Here is a 19,496-nt window from a genome sequence, read left to right as displayed (position 1 = left end):
GCATGTCTAAGGTAATCGACAATGCTTCACCCTCGGACGGGGTCCTGCTGGTTCGTGCCGACAAGGTTGACTCCGTAGCATCAGAGTGGCACATGAAAGGCTGGCTTCCCGAAGGGGAGTTGGTCATTCTTGGCGGTGATGGGGGGGCGGGGAAGACGCTGATCGCAATGGATTGGATCGCCACCCTGAGTAATGCTGGAACAAAGCGTGGCATTTTCCCCGACGGGTCACAAGCCCAGCGTGGTAGTTCGCTGATTTGGTCATGCGAAGATGATTGGCAGCGCACCTTGAAGCCTCGCCTCGACGCAGCCGAAGCTAATCATCGGCGGATATTCTTCGTCGGCGATGTTATCGAACTCAGTAGCCGTCGCAGCTTCGACTTTAAGAGAGATCTTCCTGGTCTGGTAGAACAAATCGAGAAGATTGGTGATGTCAAGATGCTGGTGATCGACACGGTGATGGAGGTCGTTTCGGGAGCCGGCACGAATGCCAAGGCTGTCCGTCAAGACCTGATAAAACTTGTCGAGATCGCGCATAAGTACCGCATCACCATCATCGGAATCGCGCATCTGGTCAAAGAAGCGAAGAAGGGTGACTTGGTCAAGAGTCTCGCCGGAAGTCAGGCTTTCAGCAACTTGGCTCGGCATGTGCTGATCGCCATGCGCGTGAACGTTCCTGAACAGGATGAGGATTCTCCTTCAATGGGGGTTCTGATACGCGCCAAGACCAACATTGGCAAATCGGGCGGAGGGCGGCGTTACGAAATTCATCCTGCGCGCGTGGATAGCGTCGATGGCCGTGAGATTGACACGACTAAGCTCATCTGGCACCAAAAGCTGCTTCCTGGATCTCCGGCGGACATCCGCCGGTGGGCTGAAGGCGATAAGGCCGAAATGGCAGATAGTCCTAAAAACAGGGCTCAACAATTTCTGAAGGAGGTGTTGGCTGATGGACCGTTGCCGGTCAGGGAACTTCAGGAGTTGGCGGAAGAGGATGGAATTTCGACAAAAATGCTGCGAAATGCCAGGGAGAGGCTGGGCGTGATCTCTACCCGGATACATGATAGCGAAGGGGCGGCGTGGAATGAATGGTCCCTGCCGGGGGCTGCATCGCATGTCGATCCGTCGCGCCTGTATGACTCAGATGAAAGGCATGCAAGGCATTCGAGGCAAGCAGGGCAAGCAGGGCAAGCACATGGTCAGCCACAGGAATTAGACCTTGGAGATCGTGAAGCAACGGCAAAGGCATTCGGACGTGCTTTGGCACACTTGGAGTCAAGGCGGCTATGAGTCAAAATGTTCCGCTCGCGGCGACATAAAAGCCCATAATGAAAACTGACAATCCCCGGCGCGACGACGGAGGCGCGGCGGGGTTTTTTACTGTTGATCTGCCATCTCTACTCTGTGGGTTAATGCTTCTTATGTAATGAAGTAGGTGGTCGAAATGTTGTGGTTCTATTGTGTTTGAAAAATAAAAAAATATAGGCATGACTGATCTGTTGGAATCTACAACGAGATCGATCATGAACAATGAAGAAAACTATCAAGTCGAGATTAGTCGCGATGATGAGGCTAGAAGTCGAAAGGCAACGCAGGCTAGGATGCGTAGAAACAGGAGGCGAGGACTAGATTTCGAGGAGGAAATGTTCGGTCGTAGCGCACGCTATTTGGTGCTATTTCTGACGTTGAACTATCGGAAATCCTATCGTGAGGATGTCAGTTTTCTGACCATACAGCGGCACCGCGACCGATTTGTCCGCAACATGGAAACCAATTCCCTGCTTAGGCGAATACGTGGATGCATATGGCATTTGGAAGAGGGTGATCGCGGGGGCGGCCTTCACCTGCACTTTTTGATCTTCTATTCAGCGGAGCGCAAGGCAGATGTGCTGGTAGCGCGGGATATCGGCGAATACTGGGCAGGGGTTGTCACCAAGGGTTGGGGCGATTACTGGAATTCGAATGCTCACAAGGATCACTTTGAGTATCGGTGGGGAGTGGGCCTTGGGCAAGTTAATCGGAAAGACGAAGTCATGCGCAGAGCATTGCGTACGTTCATCGCCGAATACATGGCCAAATGTGATCAGGTGCCGAGAGATCGAGGTGAGGATGACAAGCTTTTTGGCATTCGGATCTTCCCCCGTAGAAGCGACTAGGCGGTTGCAGGCTCTGAGGAGATGATTCCTGCTGAGCCTGCATGGATACACTTCCTCTATGGACGTTAATCAGTACAGCGATTTGGGAGGTAGTCCACACTCTCCGCGCCACTCGTTGTATACGTCATTTGAAACCGGGTAGCCTTCGTCGTTCGCAGCTTTAATCTTTGCTTTCAAGCATGCTTCGCCGTTGCCGCTGCTGGACGACGCAGGGGACTTGGCCGGCGGATTTGATCTTTGGGCTGCCTGTGCCCCGAACGAATAGACGTATGTACCCAAGTTGGTATCAATGGAAATTTCTTTCACGTTGCACGCGGGAGCTGAGATTCCGTAGGATTGGCCGAACTTGAAGGTGGTCGGCACGGAAAGCATCTGGTTGATACGTGGGTCGCAGTTTCCGCGATTGACGCTATAGCCCGTCACTGTGACTTGGTTCACCACTGTTTCAAGAAGAATTCTTGGTATGCGCTGCGATGTGCCCAAGGAGACTTCGAAAGGTGCCTCGCCCGCGAACGTAGAACTGATCGAGCCTGCAAGGGCGATTGCGATGATGATTTTCTTGTAGTTCATGACTTTCCTGTGCCGTAAAAAAAGTCGGCCTACACAGGTAGGCCGAGGTTAGAGGGAAATTGAGTTAGGGCTTTCGCTTTTCTGATTCGATCCGCTCTTTGACGATGGGGGAGATCTCGGTGGCGATCTTGCCGACTCCGATGGCGGTGTTGGCAACGACCGCCCCAAGAAGCTTTGCGCCATTGACGATCCTGTCGCCGGCGCTTGATGACCACTTCAAGTCATCAAGACGATCCTTGAGGCTGAAGAACTTCATTTGTTTGTTGGAACGATTGGGGGGTATAGATCAGTCATCCGTTTCGTCGGACTTGCCCGTGCCGCCACATTCGGAACATGTCACGCGATTGGAACCTCCGCAGCTCGGGCAGCCGCTGGGGTGACGATCCGTGCCGTACTCCAAGGGGCATTCAGTATGGCCTTTGCCGCCGCACTCTCCACATTTTGCTGCCATATTTTCCTCGTTAATCAATAGGTTAGAGGGGGCTGTGCCCCAAGTTCAGGCTGTTCTTACTTTTCAGAAACCACTCAGTTTCCAGTTGTAGAGTATAGTCAACAAAAATTGATGTGTGTATAGCGTCGTGAATCAGTCTACGAATGGGCATCCTGCCCAGTCATGGCTACCAGACGCCCCGCACCTCCAGCTCCTTCGCTCTCCCAAGCCCTGGGAAAGCGGGTTAAGCAATGCCGCCATGCGGCCGATAAGTCTCAGGAAACTTTGGCTTTCGAAGCCCACGTTGATCGGACCTACATCTCCGCAATTGAACGGGGAGTCGCGAACCCCTCTATCGAGACATTGGGGAATATCTGCTTCGCCCTAGGGGTGACGCTCGCCGAATTATTTGGCCCACTTGACGAAGTGTCCTTGGCTCCCACGGGAGATCGTCGGGCGAACGCTGCGTCACCGCCCGAGATCAAACGCCAGCGCTTACGTTGACACTGTTTCGGCGCGCTGCCTTAGCTTTTCGGACAGAGTGCTGTGTCGAGAATCAGTGTTCTTCCTTGGTGTAGCCTGCGGACCTTTGTTCAAAAGTTCGGGAAAGAATTCCTCAGCGAGGGCAGGTGCGTCCTCTTCCGATTCTTCGTACGCTCCATTGGCGTATCCAAAGCGCGCCGCATTGTCCAATGCCTGTTGATCGAAGCCCATCTTCGCTCGTTCTTCGGCTAGGCGTCGTGCTTCCTGGATGGCGGCTCCCAGACTCGCGCCGTTGCCGATCACCAGATCGATGTAGTAGATGGCGGCCCGATAGCTTTGCGTGGTGGACTTGCCGCGTAGCCGCAATTCAAGGGGCAGGGTAGCGAGATTTCCGCTCGAAACTGCATGGAGATAACGCATGCGTGCAGCCAACGTCCGGATGGAGTTGTAGGAAGTGGTGCGCAGGACGAACGTGCCCAATTCGTCTTGATCTCCTATGACGACGTGCAACCGACCATAGGGTTTGCATCCTCCATGGTGAAAGTCGCAGCGACCAGGTGCAGGGCAAGGCAACATCTGAACCCCATCCTCGGTCTTGCGACGGCAAGTTTCGCCGTTGCCCATGCACATCAGTTGCCCGTCCTCTCGGTCAAAGCAGGAATAGTTGGCTCGCAAGTTCAGATCGGGATCATTGAAGGGGAGGCGGATAGAGACAGTACGCAGCTTGTCGCCTCCATGGAGTTTGCGCTGCACTTCGTCTTGGGGATGCCGTAGCCAGCCGTCACGCGTTTGCACCTGGGTCGTGATAGTGAACTGATCATCTTTCTCGGGGAGTCGTTTGCCATTCTTTTCGACAATACGGCCAATGGAAATCCGCCCAACCACGGGCGGGGTGATCGCCAGGCCCTTGAGCATGGTGTTCTCCTGTGAAAGTTGGGGTGGATCAATCGCGGATCAGAAACCGGCGCGTGCCGGGTTTGGTGGTGGCATACTCGACGGCCAGATCGGGATGGTTCAGCAACAAGAGATCTATGTTGATCGTCGTGCTGTCCAGGCTGCGCCGAAACAGCACGCGGCCCGTCTCGAATCGGGCCTCGGAGGCGTCGCCCATCGCCCGCTGGATGACCTGCTTGAGCTTTTCGGCCTGTGCCTCCTTGGTCTTGATGTCGGCGCGCAGGCTGACCAGATCGGCGAACCTGGCCGACAGGTCGCGGTCGTCGCTGAAATCCACGGCAGGGGCGTTGCCGGGGTAAAGCACGCGCAAAGCTCGATCCGCCGATTCGGAGCCGTCCGCGGGCGGCGGGGTGTCGGTCGTGACGTATTCCCAGAACCGCGCTTCCAGCGTGATGAGACGGGAGATCAGTTCGTCATCGCGCCGGATAAGATGGATTTCCAGCTTTTGGCCGCAGAGCAGCACGGCCACGTGCGCGGCCTGTTTGCCGGTGACGGCAAGCTGATGCTGTACCTGGAGCTGCACGTATTCGGGCACGCCGTCTTGCCATAGCTTGGCACCGAACTCGCCCGCCGTCTTGCATTCCAGCAGTTGTACGAGCGGTGTGCCGGTCACTTCCCGGTCGAGGTTGGCGAGCAGGAAGGGAAATTGCGGATGTTGCAGGACGGCGTTGACCTTGCGCACGCGGTTGCCCGTCTGCTGCGTGTAGGCCGCCGCCACGATGGGTTCCAGGTACGTGCCCCAATACGTCGGGTGGGCCGTGTCCTTCGGGTCGATCTTGGGCAGGCCGGCATCGCGTCCCGTCTTCTCCATCCAGAGTTCGAGCGGGGATTTGTAGGGAGACAGGCCCACGGCTGCAGCGGCATCGGAGCCGCCAATGCCTTGCTTGCGCACTTCCAGCCAGTCGGTGCGATCGATCTTGCGGGTGTCGATCAGGCGCAGAGCGGGCCGATTTTCACACTTTCGTTTCGGTAAAGCCATGATGGAAAACTCCAAAAATGAAGAAACCCGCCAGCGCATGGGCGCTGCCGGGTTCATGGGGATGTGAGGTAATGCCTGCTGAGCTGATTCACGCCACCAGCTTCAATGCCTCGTTCAAAGCCTTCTGTTTGAGGGCAGCGCCCGCGCCAAACCAGGCCGCATCTAGCCGATGATCGCTGGAACGGGCGCGGCGGTGGTGGTCGACGTACTCCGTGACGCTGTTGAGCAGGCCCCAAGCCGTCCTGGACGCCGAGGCCATTTCCGAACCTTTGCCACGACCGACGTAGAGTCCCTGCACGGCCTTCATGGCGCGGTCGTTGATTGCTGTAGGAATGCCGTCAGCCTGCGGATTGACCGGATAGGTCAGCACACGCTTGAGGAACGCCTCCACGGCATCGTTCTTCACCTTGCATTCGGCCAGCGCTTTCATGCGGGCTATGAAAGCATCCCAGCAGGAGACCGCGATGCCTAGCTGACGCTTAACCGCCTGCGGGTCGAACTGGCTGCGGTGAGGCACCTTGACCACGCCATCGCCGTCGCGCAAGGCAATGGCAAGGGTGTTGTTGCAGACCACGCGAACGGAAGTGAATTGCGCCGTGGTCGCCAGCGTGCCATCGCAGGCGGTGGCCAGCAGCAGATAGCCATTCACCCGGTCGCGGCCTTTGAGGCAAGCGCTTTGGCCGGTCCTGGCCAGCGCCCACAGCTTGCGGCCTTCTTTCAGCACGCCAGCGGTTTCAAGCTCGAACCCGCCCGCCTCGGTGAGGTCGCGGTAGAACTCCAGGACGTCATGCGGCTGTACGACCTGGAAGCGCTTGGACACGACCGACAGCGGGGCCTTGGTGTCCGAGCGGTACAGCACTTTTTGTTCGGGGAAGGCATGGATGGAGCCCATGCCGTCATCGTTGGCGACGTAGCGAACATCCGCCGATTCGATGTGCCAGGCCATCCCGGCCTGCTGCGCCCAGACTTCTAGCGGCGAATTAGGGGAAAGCTGATTGCCCTGGCCGTGCCAGGGCTGTTGGCCAAGGTAGGCCATGGTATGTACGAGGTGCATGGTGTGCTCCTTGAAATGAGGTACATCGACGCAAAATGCCTACAGCCCGGTAGGGGCTGTAGGCATCTATGTGAATAGGAAAAACAGAAGGCGGCGGGTCAGCCTTGGGACAGCTTCTTGTGGCCGAAGGTATGGCTGCAGTCTTTGCACTCGAAGTTGTCGAGCACGGTGTCGTCAATGACTTCGCCAACCGCACCGCCGGCGGTCGAGCCGGCGACGGCGCCAATCAGTACGCCGATCAACGCGCCGGCAATGCCGCCAAGGAACGCACCGGGCGGACCGGCGAACGCGCCGACGACGGTGCCGGTTTCTGCGCCAGCCATCGCTGCGGCGGCAGCGCTGCCCGCGCCAGCGACACCGCCGACGACGCTGCCCGTGGTGCGTGCGTAGTCATGGGTGATGACGCGGGTGGAGTAGCAGCGGGGGCAGGAGGGAGGGAAATGTGCGGCGGAAAAGGGTTTGGACATATCGACCTCATGAGATAAGGCACACGGGTGCGTGCTCAGGGAGGTGATATGTGAGTGAAAATTTCTAGAGTGGAGGAGTTTGGGGAGTATCCCGACGGGTAGCCCGGAAAGGATATGCGTAACTGAATTTTGGGGGCGGACCGCTCTCCGATAGCCCTGGAGAGCCCTTCTCGGCGTACAGGCTCTTACCTATCAGGCCCTCAGAACTGGATTGAGGTTGACCCAAGGTAAGAGTCGGTTACACTCTTGGGGCATAATTCGGAGGGTTTATGGCACGCAGCGATTTTAAATTGATACCCGGCGTAGCTGTAGAGGACATCTTGCTGGACGTTCATAATGCGCGAATTCGGGCCGGCTCGGATCAGAACGACTGCATTCGCCGCATTCTGCGAAAGCGAGACCAATTTTTGGCAATCTGCGAAAGTATTGCCAAGGATGGGCTTACGACGATGCCTATACTAGCCTCTCCCAATGGCGACGGGACATACACGGTAAAAGATGGGAACCGTCGTACGACGGCTCTCAAGCTCCTGAATAAACCGGCGATGTGTCCAGATGTCGATCTGGTCCCGAAGCTTACCAAGCTCGCGGCAACATACACAGAATTTCCGTCTCATGTTGATCTAACTGTCACTGATAATGAACAGGCGATGATTCGTGAGGTTTTATCACGTCATCAAGGCGAGATGGGGGGAGTTGGCCAGATGGATTGGTCCGCCTACTTGCGGACGTTGTATTTGCTGAATCACGGTCATGCAGCCGAATACAAGCGTGCGGGACAGTACGCTCTTTGGGCAGAAGGTCAAGGTGTATTTGTAGAAGACGAATTTCCGATTTCGACGTTGCAGCGATTTTTCTCTATCGACAATCTTCGGCTGCTCGGCTTCGATATCGATGCAAATGACGAATTGACGCTCAACATGCCATTAGCAACTGTGCGACAGATGGCAACACGGGTTGTTGGTGATTTTGGGCGCGGGAAAAGCGTCAATGACGTTTTCACGCCTGAGCAAGCGAGGCGATACATCGACGAGGTTCGAGCATCTGCTGGGATTTCCCTACCCACATCTTTAGTGCCATCAGGCTCGCCAGCAGCACTAGTCAGTGCGTCCTCATCCTCCCCGTCGTCAGCGATCTCTTCCTCACAGAGTGGGCCTAGCGGATTTCCTTCCCAATCACCTTCGCCAGCAACGACTGCTCAACCTCCGCGAGCAGTGTCTACACCAGTAACGTCCGCTGCTGATAGAAAGAAAATCTTTGGAAGCAAAGCTCCAGGCATTGGAATCCCCACTACGGGTTATCCAAAGGAGCAAACGCTTGTATCGGAACTTCGCGCAATTGACCTCAGCAAGTTCCCTCTTGCTGCAACGATGTTGACACGGGCTTTGATCGAGGTGAGTGACCTTCACTATAGGTCAACAAATACGCTCACTGATCAAGGAGGATTAGCTAAAAATATTAAAAAATCAGCGCAGCACATGCTAACCAATGGGAAGCTCAATGCATCTGAAGAAGATATAGTAAAGCGCCTGTGTAATTCAGGCGGCTCCATGATTGAAATCGAAACTTTGCAAAAGATGGTGCATCGTAGTACTCACAATCTAGACCGCCAGTTCGTGAATACTCTGTGGGACAACATTGGATGCTTTGTGAGAGCGTGTTGGGCGTAAGGTGCGCCCCCGAGTCAACTCAGGACGGGATTGTAAGCTGAGATTTTTGTAGATAAGTAGTTCGGTTGCCTGCGGTCTGGCAGTATGTGTCGAGTATCGAAGAGAGAACTCGACTTGGTCGAATGAATGATACAAGGCGCTGATCTCTTGCGCCTTGTCATAGGTAACTATTACCGGTACTTTGAGCTGAGCTACGCGTCGCGCGATCGCTGCATGATCGTCTGGGCTATAGAAGTTTCGATAAAGCTGTGCGCCCTTCTGAAAATAGGGAGGGTCGAGATAGACCAAGCTTTTCTCTGGCAATTTGGGCTCAATGACATCAAGCAGGTCTAGTGCGTCGAGCCCATATACATCGATTCGCTTAGATAGCTTCCCAATGGCTCGAATGCGTTCGACCAAGTCGTCCTTGTTATATCTTGCACCGAGTTTCCATACGCCGCTTTGGCTTTTTCCCCCAATCACTCCTCCCGCAAGAATTCCTGATCGGTTCGTTCGATTGAGAAAGAATGCAGCAAAGGCGACATCGAGCTGGCAATGTTCTGATGGTGCGGCAAGGATCTCGCGCTGTGCTCTCCATGCTGTCATTGAAACTCGTGTGGATTTAATCTTCGCAATCAATTCATCGGTTTGCTCAGTAACTGCTTTCCAAAATGAGAAAATCACAGGGTCTGCATCATTTATGATAATGCGATCCACATAGCCATGAATTAGGAGAAACAGAGCCGCCCCGCAACCTCCGGCGTATGGTTCGGCATACCAGCCACCGCTGATTTTGTTATGGCGTAATAATTCTGCGATCCATGGGCCAAGTCGGCCTTTCCCGCCAGGGTATCGAAGAGGTGTAAGAAATGACATCAATTAATCCTTTTTGTCATGTGCTCTACCCGTAAAGCTCAAGGCTGGTCAGCCAAAACTTGATCTGCGAATATGGGTGAGAAAGAAAATCCCCATCACCTGAATAACGGCGGACACTGTAGGGAAGTGGCTTCGCATTTTCGGCTCAGCGTTATTCCCAAGCTACCGTGGGAGGCCCAATCATCTTGGATGAAGTCAACTGGCTGCTACCAAAGGAAGGCCGAGTTCAGCATTGATTCTATTGATTCGTTTTAGAAATTCTTCTGCAAAGCAGTTGCGGGTATCCAGGGTCTTTGCGTAATAAGTAACATATTTCTTGAAGTCTGCGCGGTGTTTATCGGCCCATCTTTTGCAGGCTTTTATAGCTACTATTTTATCATTTTCTACATCTGAAATTGTAAGCGACTGAATATCAGCTTCCTTAAATTCATCAAGGAATTTGTCGCGTTCCTTATTGAATTTCTTAAAGAAGGGATCTGCATTGTCGAGGCTGATAATGAAGCTGACAATTCGTCTTTCTAGGGCTAGGGAATTTTTGTCAGGAAATCGCAAAAATAATAATTTATCTCTTATTTTATCTAGCTTTGTGTCAGGGACATCGGCATCGAACAAAACAAAAGATCCCTGCAGTAAAAGAGGGTACTGGATGCAAAGATCGGATAAAGCTGAGTAGCTAGTTCCTGGGCGCATTGAGTCTGGATCGAGTGAGCTGTGAAACTCGACCAGATTTAGAATGTGTTGAGAACCAATTATTCTTTTTGCAAAATGAATTGCAAAATCATCTTCGCAAAAGACTTTTACCTTGCGCGCCTCGGCTATTTTTTGGGGGTCTTCGAGTGTAAGTTCCTTAAATGCTAGTTCGTATGAAGGGTTGTGGATAATAGGTGCATTCTTGCCTTGTGCTTGCGATTTGCTAATAAAATTAATCGCAATTCTTCCGTTTTCTAGGTTTTCGGAATGGCGTAAGTATAAATGCTGTATGAGATGTAAAGAGTGTGTTGATATTACTACTTGCACTCGATATCGTTGAGACCATTTATACAGATAGTCGAATAGACGTAATTGGGCTACAGGGTGGAGGCTGCTCTCGAACTCATCGATGCAGAAAATTCCATTGCCTGCTTCGGATTTTGGATCGTAGGTTCGTTGAAATCCGAGCATGCGGTTGAATATTGCGCCCAGATTGTCTTCGCCTGATGAAATGGCTTGCCAGTCATATTCGGCACTGTCTCCGTCCGGCGCAAAGGTGGTTTTTATTCTCTTTTGATGAATTGGCGCGAAAGTCCCGTATGCGCTACTTGGAAAGATGCGCTCGTAGAAGTCTTTCAGGGCTTTCGTTTCGATATCGCTCAATTGCACCAACGCTGATTTGTCCGGGGCGGCATTGGTGTGTACTAGTGGGAAAAGGCGTTGAAGATTGAGAAACGATGTATTGAATGAAAAATTGCCATCGCCCTTTTCCGCTCCGGAAACCACTACGCGATGCCGGTTCGTGTTATCTGCTACCCAATAAATTGATACGGGCTCTCTAAGGAGCTCTTCGCCTACGCGTAGGATCAAATCGTACTCGTATCTACCATCATCGTGCTTTGGTGAAAGGCGGAAAACGTCTTTTAGCGCCGTCTTGAGAGGCTTGCCAAAAGCGTCCGTACCTTCTCCATCAAAGGGATGTGCAATCAGGCCCATGATGGATGTCTTCATGGTTCCATTTCGTCCCGAGAGGACGGTTACATGGTCGCCCAATTGAACTTTCTGCTCTTCCATAGAGCGAAATTTCTTGATGTCTAGTCCTACGATCGACCGAATTGGGATCAGCTTGTTGTCAGAAAACTCGAGTTCTTTCTTGCTCTTGGTGCCTTGTGTCATCGATCTCCCCTGAGTCCACTTCGCCTTTGGGCGTGAAGTGCCAAATTGTAAATGACCGGAGTATCTAGGACGACTCTTCAGGCGAAGGGGGAGAGAGGAGGTGCTTTGGGTGCCTAATTAGGAAATGCGCTCTATGCGTGTTCCGCATCAGTAGGCGCATACTGGCAAGAGGTTTCGTCCGGCTAGGCTAGAATTTCGTCCAATCTTCCTCCCAACTTTTTCCAAGCCGCGGCCTTTTCTTCCGCATAGTCGTGATGCAGGTAATGGCGTCGTACTTTCGAGCCTGCCATCACATGGTTCTGGCATCGATCAATGATGTCCAGCGAGATTCCCAACTGTTGCATCATGGTTGCCCCAGTGCGGCGCAAGTCGTGTGGTGTCCAATTGCCGGTTGTGCCGCCGGCCAGCACCAGGGAGTTGTTGTGCTTGCGGCGCTGGAGCTTTTTGCGGTCCATGAACATTTCCTGGCGGTCGCCAATCTGCTTGGACACGCTTGATACACACACGTGAGTCTCGTCCAGGTTGCGGGCAGGAAAGCACCAAATCGTATTGCCGGTCAACGCATGCAAGACCTCGAACTGTCGCAGCGTGAAAGGTGACAGTCGGACATGATGGTCCTGTTTCTTGCTGCGTCGCCCTTTAACGTTCTCCTTAGGAATGAACCACGTCCCGGCCTTCAGATCCACATGTTCCCACTTGGACATGAGCAATTCACCTATGCGGCATAGCGTCCCTAGGCTGATCCAGATTGCGAGCTGGCTCTCCTTCTTGAGTGGGCGTTCGTGTTGGTACTTGGTCCCCGCTGCGGCCGCCTCGTACGTGTCGGTCATGCGCACGAAGATGTCGCGCAACTCTCGTATCTCCGCCGGCGAGAGCACGCGAGTGCGCTCTTCCTCGTAGTCCGGCGGAATGATTGAGTCTTCGGAAATCAGATCGGCAGGGTTGCCCTCAATAAGCAAACTGCGCCACGGGCGGCGCTTTTCAGCCCAGGCCAGCATCTGTTTGATTCCCAGCAACATGTGAGCGGCCTTGCTCACGGTGCCGGCGCCGATGACCTTCCGTAGCAGTGCGCGCAAGGAGGATTCGCTGAGATCTTGTAGAGGCGTCCTCCCTACGGTTGGCAGAATGTCCCGATTGAACATTCTGGCCATCTCCTTGTTTCCGTCCTTGCGATTGATGCCGTCCACGATCCAGACGTCAAACAGGTCCTGCACAGTGAGACTCTTGACTCGCTGTTGCTCGGCCTCGGCAAGGGTCGCGTCGATGGCTTTCTGCTTTTCGATGCGGGCTGCTTTTTTTGCAGCAGTGGGGTTGATGCCCTGGCTCACGGTCACGCGGACGCGATCTCGTTCTGCTCGAATCTCGGCTAAGGATTTCTTGGGCCAGGAGCCAAGGCGATGATCGCGCTTGACTCCGTTCAGTTTGAATTCGTACCGGAACAGGACAGTAATGCCCAAGACACCGGAGCGGACGCGGCCAGTTAGTCCGCCGTCTTCGCGCAAGGTGCGGCCATCGTCGCCTGGGGCGAGGGCTTCGAGTTCTTTAACGGTGATCTTGCTCATGCCGCCACGATACCATTTTTTGCCCCACTTTTGCCCCACCAGATCACCCGGCTATTGGTGGCCTAGTTTGGCATGCTCTGGAACATAAATAGCCCTGTAAGCCGCATAGATACGTGGTTGTGGTTGATTTTTTATGCTCCAAGATGATCCAACAAAGTCCATAAATTATTAGTTTTGGGAGCAGAGGGTAGCGAGTTCGAATCCCGCCGCCCCGACCAAGAAAATCAAAGGGTTAGCTTACTTCTGGTGAGCTAACCCTTTTTCTTTGCCTGGCATATGGGACAACATAGGTGAAGGCGATCAAGGGTGGGTCGCGGAGAATTTGCTTAGTACGGGGATGAGGGAGTAGGACATCCTTTAACCTGCCCGCGCCAGCAGGGCCAGGCATAGCAACGATGCGCCCGCCACCGCCTGGGCCAGGCGGATCCAGACCCGCGCATTGCCGCGGATGTTGAACACCCACAGCACCACGCCCACATACACGGCGAAGCTCAGCATGGTGGCGGTCAGCACCGCCTGTGCGCGCGGCATCGGCAGGATCAGTGCCAGCAGCACCGTCAGGAGACTGGTGAAGGCATAGCCGCCGAACACGGCAGCCAGCAGGCGCGAGGCCACGGCCCAGCGCAGCGCGGCCGGGGAAATGTCTTTGTCGCTCAAGGCGCGCTCCTTTGTCTTCGAGATGGCGCGGCCGGTTGTGCGCGCAATTTGTGACTCACCCGGTGTGCGAGGATGGCGAACATGGCGGCCAGACTCGCCATGGTCAGGTCGAATCCGGCGCGGGCCCAGTCTCCGCGCGCCAGCGTGTTCCAGAGATGCTGTTCGGTGGTCAGCGCATTCAGGACGGGCACCAGCGCGTAGGCGGCTGCGCACGCCCACAGCAGCTCGACCCAGGCGCGCCCTGTCGGACGGGCCAGCCCATAGAACGCGCTGCCCAGCCAGACCGCGAACAGGGTGTGCATTTCCCAGCCGGCGCGCGCAGCCAGGTCCATCGGCAGCAGCCGGTTGGCCCAGAAGTAGGCGGCGAGCGCCAGCGGCAGCCCGGCCAGCGTCGCCACGTTCAAACCTTCCACGAGCCTCAGCCCGAACCGTTCGGCGGATTCGCGACCGCTGCCGAGGTGGTGGCGGCGCCGTTTGACGGTCCACATCACCAAGCCCGTGCCGATCATGGCGCAGCCCAGCAGGCCGGACGCGAAATAGAGCCAGCGCCCGACCGGCCCCGCGAACAGCCCCTCGTGCAGATTGATCAGCGCCTTCTGGGTCTGGCCCGGCGCGCCGCCATAGACGGGCTCGGGCGCCAGCGGCGCCCCGCCGTGCGCATCGAAGCGCAACTTGTCCACGCCCCAGAACAAAATGCCGCCGCCCTGCACGCGCGCCAGCGTGACCTCGGCGCCGCCGCCCGCCGGCCGCTCCACGGTGATCGCGCCGACCTGCCCGGCGCCCCAAGCCGCCTCCGCGCGTTGCACCATCGGACCCAGCGGCAAGGCCGATAGCGCGAGCGCCTCGCGAGGCGGCCTGGGCGGCCCCCACAGCTCGGCGTAGTAGGCGTCCTCGCCCGCGTCGCCGCCAAAGACCGCCTTGGCGCCCAACGGCATGTACTCATACATGAAGAACACCAGCCCGCTATAGGTGATCATCAGGAAGAAAGGCAACGCCATGACGCTCACGGCATTGTGCGCGTCGAGCCACGAGCGTTGCCCCTTGCCCGGGCGGAACGTGAAGAAATCGCGAAAGATCTTCTTGTGCGTGATGATGCCGGTCACGATGGCCAGCAGCATCAGCATCGAACAGGCACCCACCAGCCGGATGCCCCAGATCTTGGGCAGGTAGTACAGCTCGTAATGCAACCGGTAGAGCGCCGCCCCGCCACCGGTGGCGCGCGGCGCCGCGGCCGGCGGCAGCTCGGCGCCCGAGGCGGCGTCGAGCCGGGCCCGGCCGCCGGGCGCGCGCCGCATGCCCGGTCCGGGCGTGTCGTCCCAGCGCACCGACAAGCCTTCCCAGGCGCGCGACACCGGCGAGTATTGCGGCATCGAGATGGTCCAGCGCGTGGCCTGCGGCGCATGCGCGAGCAGATGCGCGGACGCGCGGTCGGCCACGGCGGCGGCCTCGCCCGTGGGCAGCGGCGCGGCATAAGGCAGCTCCGGCTGCATCCAGCGCGTGATCTCGTGCTGGAAATAACCGGCCGTGCCCGTGACGAACACGAAGAACAGCACCCAGCCCACCGTCAGCCCGCTCCAGGTGTGCAGCCACGCCGCCACCTGGCGGAATCCATTTTTCATGAACGTGCCTCCGGGGCGCCGCGGCGGCGCTCCAGGCGCGCCGCGGCCCGCATCAGAACTGGCCGCGCAGGGTCAGCATGGCGCTGCGGGGCTCGCCGTAGACGTTCTGTCCGGGCGAGGTGTAGTAGACGCGGTCGAACAGGTTGTCGACGTTCAGGCTGAGCGACCAGCGCGGGTCGATCTGGTAGCGCGCGAAGGCGTTCCAGATGGCGTAGCCGGTCTGCTGGCGCCAGATGTCGCCGCTGTAGTAGCCGGTCTTGCTCTGCGCGGTGACGCCGGCGCCGACGGTGAACTTGTTGAAGTCGCCCGGCAGACGGTAGCTCGCGCCCGCGCGGAAGATATGGCGCGGCGTGATCGAGCTGAATGCTTGGCCTTCGTTGCTGGTCGCCTGCCCGGTACTGTCGCGGTCTTTCAGATACACCTGGTTGTTGTAGGTGTAGCCCAGCCACGCTTGCAGGCCCGGCACGATCTCGCCATTGACCTCGGTCTCGATTCCCTTGCTCTCGACCTTGCCGCCATTGACGTAGCACGGGCCGCCCGACGCCGAACCCGGGCAGCCGGTGGCGTTGTCGGGATCGACCATGGCGCGATCGTTCTGGCGGATATAGAACACCGCCAGCGAGGTGTTCAGGCGGCCATCGAGCAGCTCGCCCTTGATGCCGAGCTCGTAGTTCGAACCGATGGCCGGTTGCAGCGGCGAACCCGAAACGGTCTTGTTGTTGCTCTGCGGCTCGAAGATGTCGGCATAGCTGGCATAGGCCGTCCACTCCCGCGTCACGTCCACCAGCACGCCGGCATAGGGCGTGAATTCACGGGTCTGCTTGAAGGCCGAGCCCGGCGCGAGCTTGTCTTTGTAGTCGTACCAGCTCAGGCGCCCGCCCAGCACCAGCTTCACCGGGTCTGCCACTTGCAGCCGCAACGTGCCGTACACGCCCTGGCTCACGGTGCGTTCGTCGGAGAGGTTGGGCTCCAGGTCTTTCTCGGCCACGCCGACCTGGTGCGGATTGCTCAAATCGAGCGGAATCCGGTTGGCGAAATCATAGACGTTCGCGCTCTTGCCCAGTTCTTCCAGGCGATTCGCGCCCAGCACCACGGTGTGCTTGCGGCCGAACATATCGAACTTGCCGGTGACGTTGGCATCGATGGCCTTGGTCTCCAACTGTTCACGGGGCGTTGCGCTCGCAATCAGATAGGCGCCGGTCAGCGTCTGCGGATCGGCGTTGCCGCGTACCCAGAGCGTGCTGTCGGAGCGCTGCGTCTTCTGGTAGGTGCCCGCCACCTTGAACGTCCAGCGATCGTTGAAGTCGTGGCGCGCCTCGGCAAAGTACTCCTGGGTCTCGGCCTTGTAGTAGGCCCACGAAGGGCCGAACGAGGTACTGCGCTTGAGCTTCAGATCGGAGCCATCGGTAGAACTCGGCAGGCCGCCATACCAGTAGGCGCCGTCCTTGCGGAAGTGCTGATAGCGTCCCCCCAGGGTCAGTTGCGTCTGCGGCGTGATGTCGTATTCGAGCACGCCATAGAAAAACGGCTGCCGCGTCTCGGTCTTGCTGGTGTAGTAGCCCCGGTCTTCGTAGCTCGCCACCGCGCGGGCGCGCAGGCTGCCGTCGGCATTGAGCGGGCCGGTGGCATCGAGCATGGTGCGGTAGTGGTCCCAGGAGCCGGCCTGGGCTTCCACGCCCACATAGGTTTCGGCCAGCGGGCGCTTGCGCACGAAGTTCACGGTGCCGCCCGGCGTGCCGTTGCCGAGCAGCAGGCCGGCCGCGCCGCGCAGCACCTCTACGCGATCGTACATGGCCATGTCGGGCTGGATGCCCATCGCCGAGGTGCCGCCCCAGAAACCCTTGGACACGCCATCGACCTGCATGTTGCGGATCTCGAAACCGCGCGCGACGAACAACTTGTTGCCCGCGCCCAGCGTCTCCAGGCTCAGACCGGTGGTCTGCGACAGCACGTCTTCGAGCGAATTCAGGTTGAAGTCGTCCATGCGCTGGCGCGTGACCACGGTCACCGATTGCGGAATGTCGCGCAACGATTCGGCCGACTTCATGATGCTGGCGCCCGGCGCCGCATACGAATGCGAGCCCTCTGTGCTGAGCCCGCGCGCGGTCACGGTCACCGCGGGCAGGGTCGACACGCCGCCGCCCTGCGCGTCGGGCAGGCGATGCACCACGTAGGCGCCGCCCGGCACCGCCTCCACATACAGGCCCGAGCCCGCGAGCACCCGGGCGAACCCTTCTTCCACCGTGTAGCGGCCGTCGACGTCGGCCGACGACCTGCCCCGCACGAGTTGCGGCGGTACCGTCACGCTGACGCCGGCGGCCGACGCGAAGTTGGCCAGCGCATCGTCCAGCGGACCGGCGGCGATGCGGTAGGCCTGGCGGCCATCGGCCTGCGCCGCAGTCGTCTGCGCGCTGGCCGTGGCGTGCAACGCGCCGCTCGAGCATGCAAGCGCGATCAGCGCGCCTTGAACGGCATGGGCTAGGCGGCCGCGGGGATGAAGGCCGGCGGTGCGGCGCGGGAGTCGACGATGAGCCATGATGCGTGATCTCTTTCCGGTGTCGTGTTGTGAGGGTTCCTGCTAGCCTTCACACGCCAGATCCCGGAAAGGGACACGTTTCGGCAAACAAAGTTGTAACAGCGGCCGCCGGCCGCGGCGCTCAGGCGTCCCGCCCCGCCACGCTCACCCAATAGCGGGTGCGGTAGCGCACCGTCACGGGCAAGGCGCGCGGCAGGCTGTCCAGCACCGCGCCGGTGTCGCTCAGTTGGAATGCGCCCGAAATGCGCAGCGACGCCACTTCGGCGCCGCAGCGGATCACGCCGGGCCGGTAACGCCCGAGCTCGGCGAGAAAAGCGTCCAGGCGCATGTCGCGCGCACGCAGCACGCCCTGGGCCCAGGCGTCCGCCTGACCCTCGAGCGGGCGGGGGCCATCGATGCGCCGCGACGAGAACGCCGCCTGCTGCCCGGCCAGCACCACCAAGGACAGCTCGGGCGCCTGCGCGGGCCGGACCTCCACGGCGCCCTGGATCACGCCCAGCCGGCTGCGATCCGTGTCGGTGTCGCGCACGTCGAAGCGCGTGCCCAGCGCACGCAGCCGGCCGTGCGCACAGGCCACCACGAAGGGCCGGTGACCGGGCATGCCCTCCGGCACCGCGTCGGGCGCGGTTTCGATCAGGATACGCCCGGCACGCAGGTACAGCAGCCGCTCGGCCGGACCATAGGCCACGTCGAACGCGCTGGCCGTATCGAGCCAGACCCGCGTACCGTCGTCCAGCCGCACCAGGCGCGTTTCGCCCGTGCCGCTGCGATGCTCCGCCAGCCACTCGCCCACTGGCGCCGTGCGCCAGGCCAGCCAGCCCGCCGAGGGCGCGATGAGCAAGGCCGCCACGGCCTTGAGCACCGCGCGCCGGTCGACCGAGTTGCCGCGCCCGAGCACCGGCACCGCCAGGGCCGGCGGCAGGTCACCAAACTGTTCCTGCAGGCGCTGCGCGCGCTGCCAGGCGATCTCGTGCGCGGCGTCGGCGCCGCGCCAGCGCTGCAGACGTGCCTGGTCCGCCGCCGACGCCTCGCCCGAGCGCATCAACAGGAACCAGCGCGCGGCCTGCAGGGCCACGGCCTCGCTCACGGCGGCGCCGCTCACGCCATCAGATAGATGCATCGCGCCAGCCCTTCGGCCACATAACGTTTGATGGTGCGCTCGCTCACGGCGAGCCTTGTCGCGATCTCGGCGTAGGCCAGCCCCTCGAGCTGCGCCATCAGGAAGGCGGCGCGGGTGCGCGCCGGCAGTCCGGCCAGCATCGCGTCGATCTGCTGCAGGGATTCGAGAATGATGTACCGCTGTTCTTCCGATGGCGCCTGCGGCTGCGGCATGAGCGCGAGCGCATCGAGGTAGGCCTGCTCGAGCGAGCGGCGCCGGAACAGGTTGCTCACCAGGCGCCTGGCGATCACCGTCAGGTAGGCGCGCGGCTCGTCGAGCTGCCAGGCCGCCTGCTTCTGTGCGATGTGGTCGGGCGCGGCAAGGATGCGCTCGAAGGTGTCCTGCGCCAGGTCGGCGGCATCCGCGCCATTGCCGAGCCGGCGGCGCAGAAAGGTCTGGAGCCAGGAATGATGCTCGCGATAGAGCGTGGCGATGGCGTGATCTTGCGGCACGGCGGACGGATTGCGGCGTCCGCGACAG

18 protein-coding genes are annotated in these 19,496 nt (G+C 58.6%); 4 read left to right on the top strand and 14 right to left on the bottom strand.

From position 1 onward, the window contains the following. Positions 1-2 precede the first annotated feature (2 nt). Together AVE30378_RS15205 and AVE30378_RS15200 are read left to right on the top strand one after the other, a co-directional pair. Entirely contained in the window at positions 3-1,289 is a 1,287-nt protein-coding gene (locus AVE30378_RS15205; RefSeq protein ID WP_129241709.1) for an AAA family ATPase, read from the top strand. 233 nt (positions 1,290-1,522) lie between these two features. Beyond that, positions 1,523-2,155, top strand: a complete 633-nt coding sequence (locus AVE30378_RS15200; RefSeq protein WP_129241708.1) for a hypothetical protein — start codon at positions 1,523-1,525, stop codon at positions 2,153-2,155. A 69-nt stretch (positions 2,156-2,224) separates the two neighbouring features. Here the strand turns inward: AVE30378_RS15200 and AVE30378_RS15195 are convergent, their stop codons facing one another. Together AVE30378_RS15195 and AVE30378_RS15190 are read right to left on the bottom strand one after the other, a co-directional pair. Further along, positions 2,225-2,725, bottom strand: a complete 501-nt coding sequence (locus tag AVE30378_RS15195; RefSeq protein WP_129241707.1) for a hypothetical protein — start codon at positions 2,723-2,725, stop codon at positions 2,225-2,227. Between the two features lie 64 nt (positions 2,726-2,789). After that, positions 2,790-2,981: a hypothetical protein gene (locus AVE30378_RS15190; RefSeq protein WP_129241706.1), complete on the bottom strand. Its 192-nt coding sequence runs from the start codon at positions 2,979-2,981 to the stop codon at positions 2,790-2,792. Positions 2,982-3,338: 357 nt separating this feature from the next. Here AVE30378_RS15190 and AVE30378_RS15185 point away from each other — a divergent pair, with 357 nt between their 5' ends. Beyond that, positions 3,339-3,659, top strand: coding sequence for a helix-turn-helix domain-containing protein (locus AVE30378_RS15185; protein WP_129241705.1), 321 nt, complete (start codon positions 3,339-3,341; stop codon positions 3,657-3,659). On the opposite strand, the gene AVE30378_RS15180 is transcribed toward AVE30378_RS15185, so the two are convergent. The 4 genes from AVE30378_RS15180 to AVE30378_RS15165 form a co-directional block, all read right to left on the bottom strand. Further along, positions 3,651-4,553 carry a recombination directionality factor gene (locus AVE30378_RS15180; RefSeq protein ID WP_129241704.1) on the bottom strand — a complete coding sequence of 301 codons (903 nt, stop codon included), beginning with the start codon at positions 4,551-4,553 and terminating at the stop codon, positions 3,651-3,653. The genes AVE30378_RS15185 and AVE30378_RS15180 overlap by 9 nt on opposite strands. Positions 4,554-4,581: 28 nt before the next feature. Then, positions 4,582-5,571 carry a YqaJ viral recombinase family nuclease gene (locus tag AVE30378_RS15175; protein ID WP_129241749.1) on the bottom strand — a complete coding sequence of 330 codons (990 nt, stop codon included), beginning with the start codon at positions 5,569-5,571 and terminating at the stop codon, positions 4,582-4,584. Between the two features lie 88 nt (positions 5,572-5,659). Then, entirely contained in the window at positions 5,660-6,625 is a 966-nt protein-coding gene (locus AVE30378_RS15170; protein WP_129241703.1) for a DUF932 domain-containing protein, read from the bottom strand. 98 nt (positions 6,626-6,723) lie between these two features. Then, positions 6,724-7,092, bottom strand: a complete 369-nt coding sequence (locus AVE30378_RS15165; RefSeq protein WP_129241702.1) for a hypothetical protein — start codon at positions 7,090-7,092, stop codon at positions 6,724-6,726. Between the two features lie 269 nt (positions 7,093-7,361). Here AVE30378_RS15165 and AVE30378_RS32850 point away from each other — a divergent pair, with 269 nt between their 5' ends. Then, the gene (locus tag AVE30378_RS32850) at positions 7,362-8,762 is read left to right on the top strand and encodes a ParB N-terminal domain-containing protein (RefSeq protein ID WP_129241701.1); all 1,401 of its coding nucleotides are present in this window, start codon (positions 7,362-7,364) and stop codon (positions 8,760-8,762) included. Here the strand turns inward: AVE30378_RS32850 and AVE30378_RS15155 are convergent. The 8 genes from AVE30378_RS15155 to AVE30378_RS15120 all read right to left on the bottom strand — a co-directional run bounded on the left by AVE30378_RS15155 (position 8,694) and on the right by AVE30378_RS15120 (position 19,468). Beyond that, a complete protein-coding gene (locus AVE30378_RS15155) occupies positions 8,694-9,617 on the bottom strand; it encodes a DNA adenine methylase (protein WP_129241700.1) in 924 nt (307 codons plus the stop codon). The two genes, AVE30378_RS32850 and AVE30378_RS15155, sit on opposite strands and share 69 nt — an antisense overlap. A 195-nt stretch (positions 9,618-9,812) precedes the next feature. Further along, positions 9,813-11,483 (bottom strand): AAA family ATPase, encoded by a 1,671-nt coding sequence (locus tag AVE30378_RS15150; RefSeq protein WP_129241699.1) that lies wholly within the window; start codon positions 11,481-11,483, stop codon positions 9,813-9,815. 182 nt (positions 11,484-11,665) lie between these two features. After that, positions 11,666-13,045 carry a tyrosine-type recombinase/integrase gene (locus AVE30378_RS15145; RefSeq protein ID WP_129241698.1) on the bottom strand — a complete coding sequence of 460 codons (1,380 nt, stop codon included), beginning with the start codon at positions 13,043-13,045 and terminating at the stop codon, positions 11,666-11,668. 357 nt (positions 13,046-13,402) lie between these two features. Next, positions 13,403-13,702 carry an iron transporter gene (locus tag AVE30378_RS15140; protein ID WP_129241697.1) on the bottom strand — a complete coding sequence of 100 codons (300 nt, stop codon included), beginning with the start codon at positions 13,700-13,702 and terminating at the stop codon, positions 13,403-13,405. Continuing rightward, the gene (locus tag AVE30378_RS15135; RefSeq protein WP_129241696.1) at positions 13,699-15,321 is read right to left on the bottom strand and encodes a PepSY-associated TM helix domain-containing protein; all 1,623 of its coding nucleotides are present in this window, start codon (positions 15,319-15,321) and stop codon (positions 13,699-13,701) included. Before AVE30378_RS15135 ends, AVE30378_RS15140 begins: the two co-directional genes overlap by 4 nt. 52 nt (positions 15,322-15,373) lie before the next feature. Then, the gene (locus AVE30378_RS15130) at positions 15,374-17,857 is read right to left on the bottom strand and encodes a TonB-dependent siderophore receptor (RefSeq protein ID WP_129241695.1); all 2,484 of its coding nucleotides are present in this window, start codon (positions 17,855-17,857) and stop codon (positions 15,374-15,376) included. 121 nt (positions 17,858-17,978) lie between these two features. Next, positions 17,979-18,977 (bottom strand): FecR domain-containing protein, encoded by a 999-nt coding sequence (locus tag AVE30378_RS15125; RefSeq protein WP_165360195.1) that lies wholly within the window; start codon positions 18,975-18,977, stop codon positions 17,979-17,981. Further along, complete coding sequence (locus AVE30378_RS15120; RefSeq protein WP_244235061.1) at positions 18,956-19,468, bottom strand: sigma-70 family RNA polymerase sigma factor; 513 nt, start codon at positions 19,466-19,468, stop codon at positions 18,956-18,958. The genes AVE30378_RS15125 and AVE30378_RS15120 overlap by 22 nt, the downstream gene beginning before the upstream one ends. Positions 19,469-19,496 lie beyond the last annotated feature (28 nt).

This window comes from Achromobacter veterisilvae (assembly GCF_900496975.1).
GTDB classification, from domain to species: Bacteria; Pseudomonadota; Gammaproteobacteria; order Burkholderiales; family Burkholderiaceae_B; genus Achromobacter; species Achromobacter veterisilvae.
This window is presented reverse-complemented; position numbering and strand designations above follow the sequence as displayed.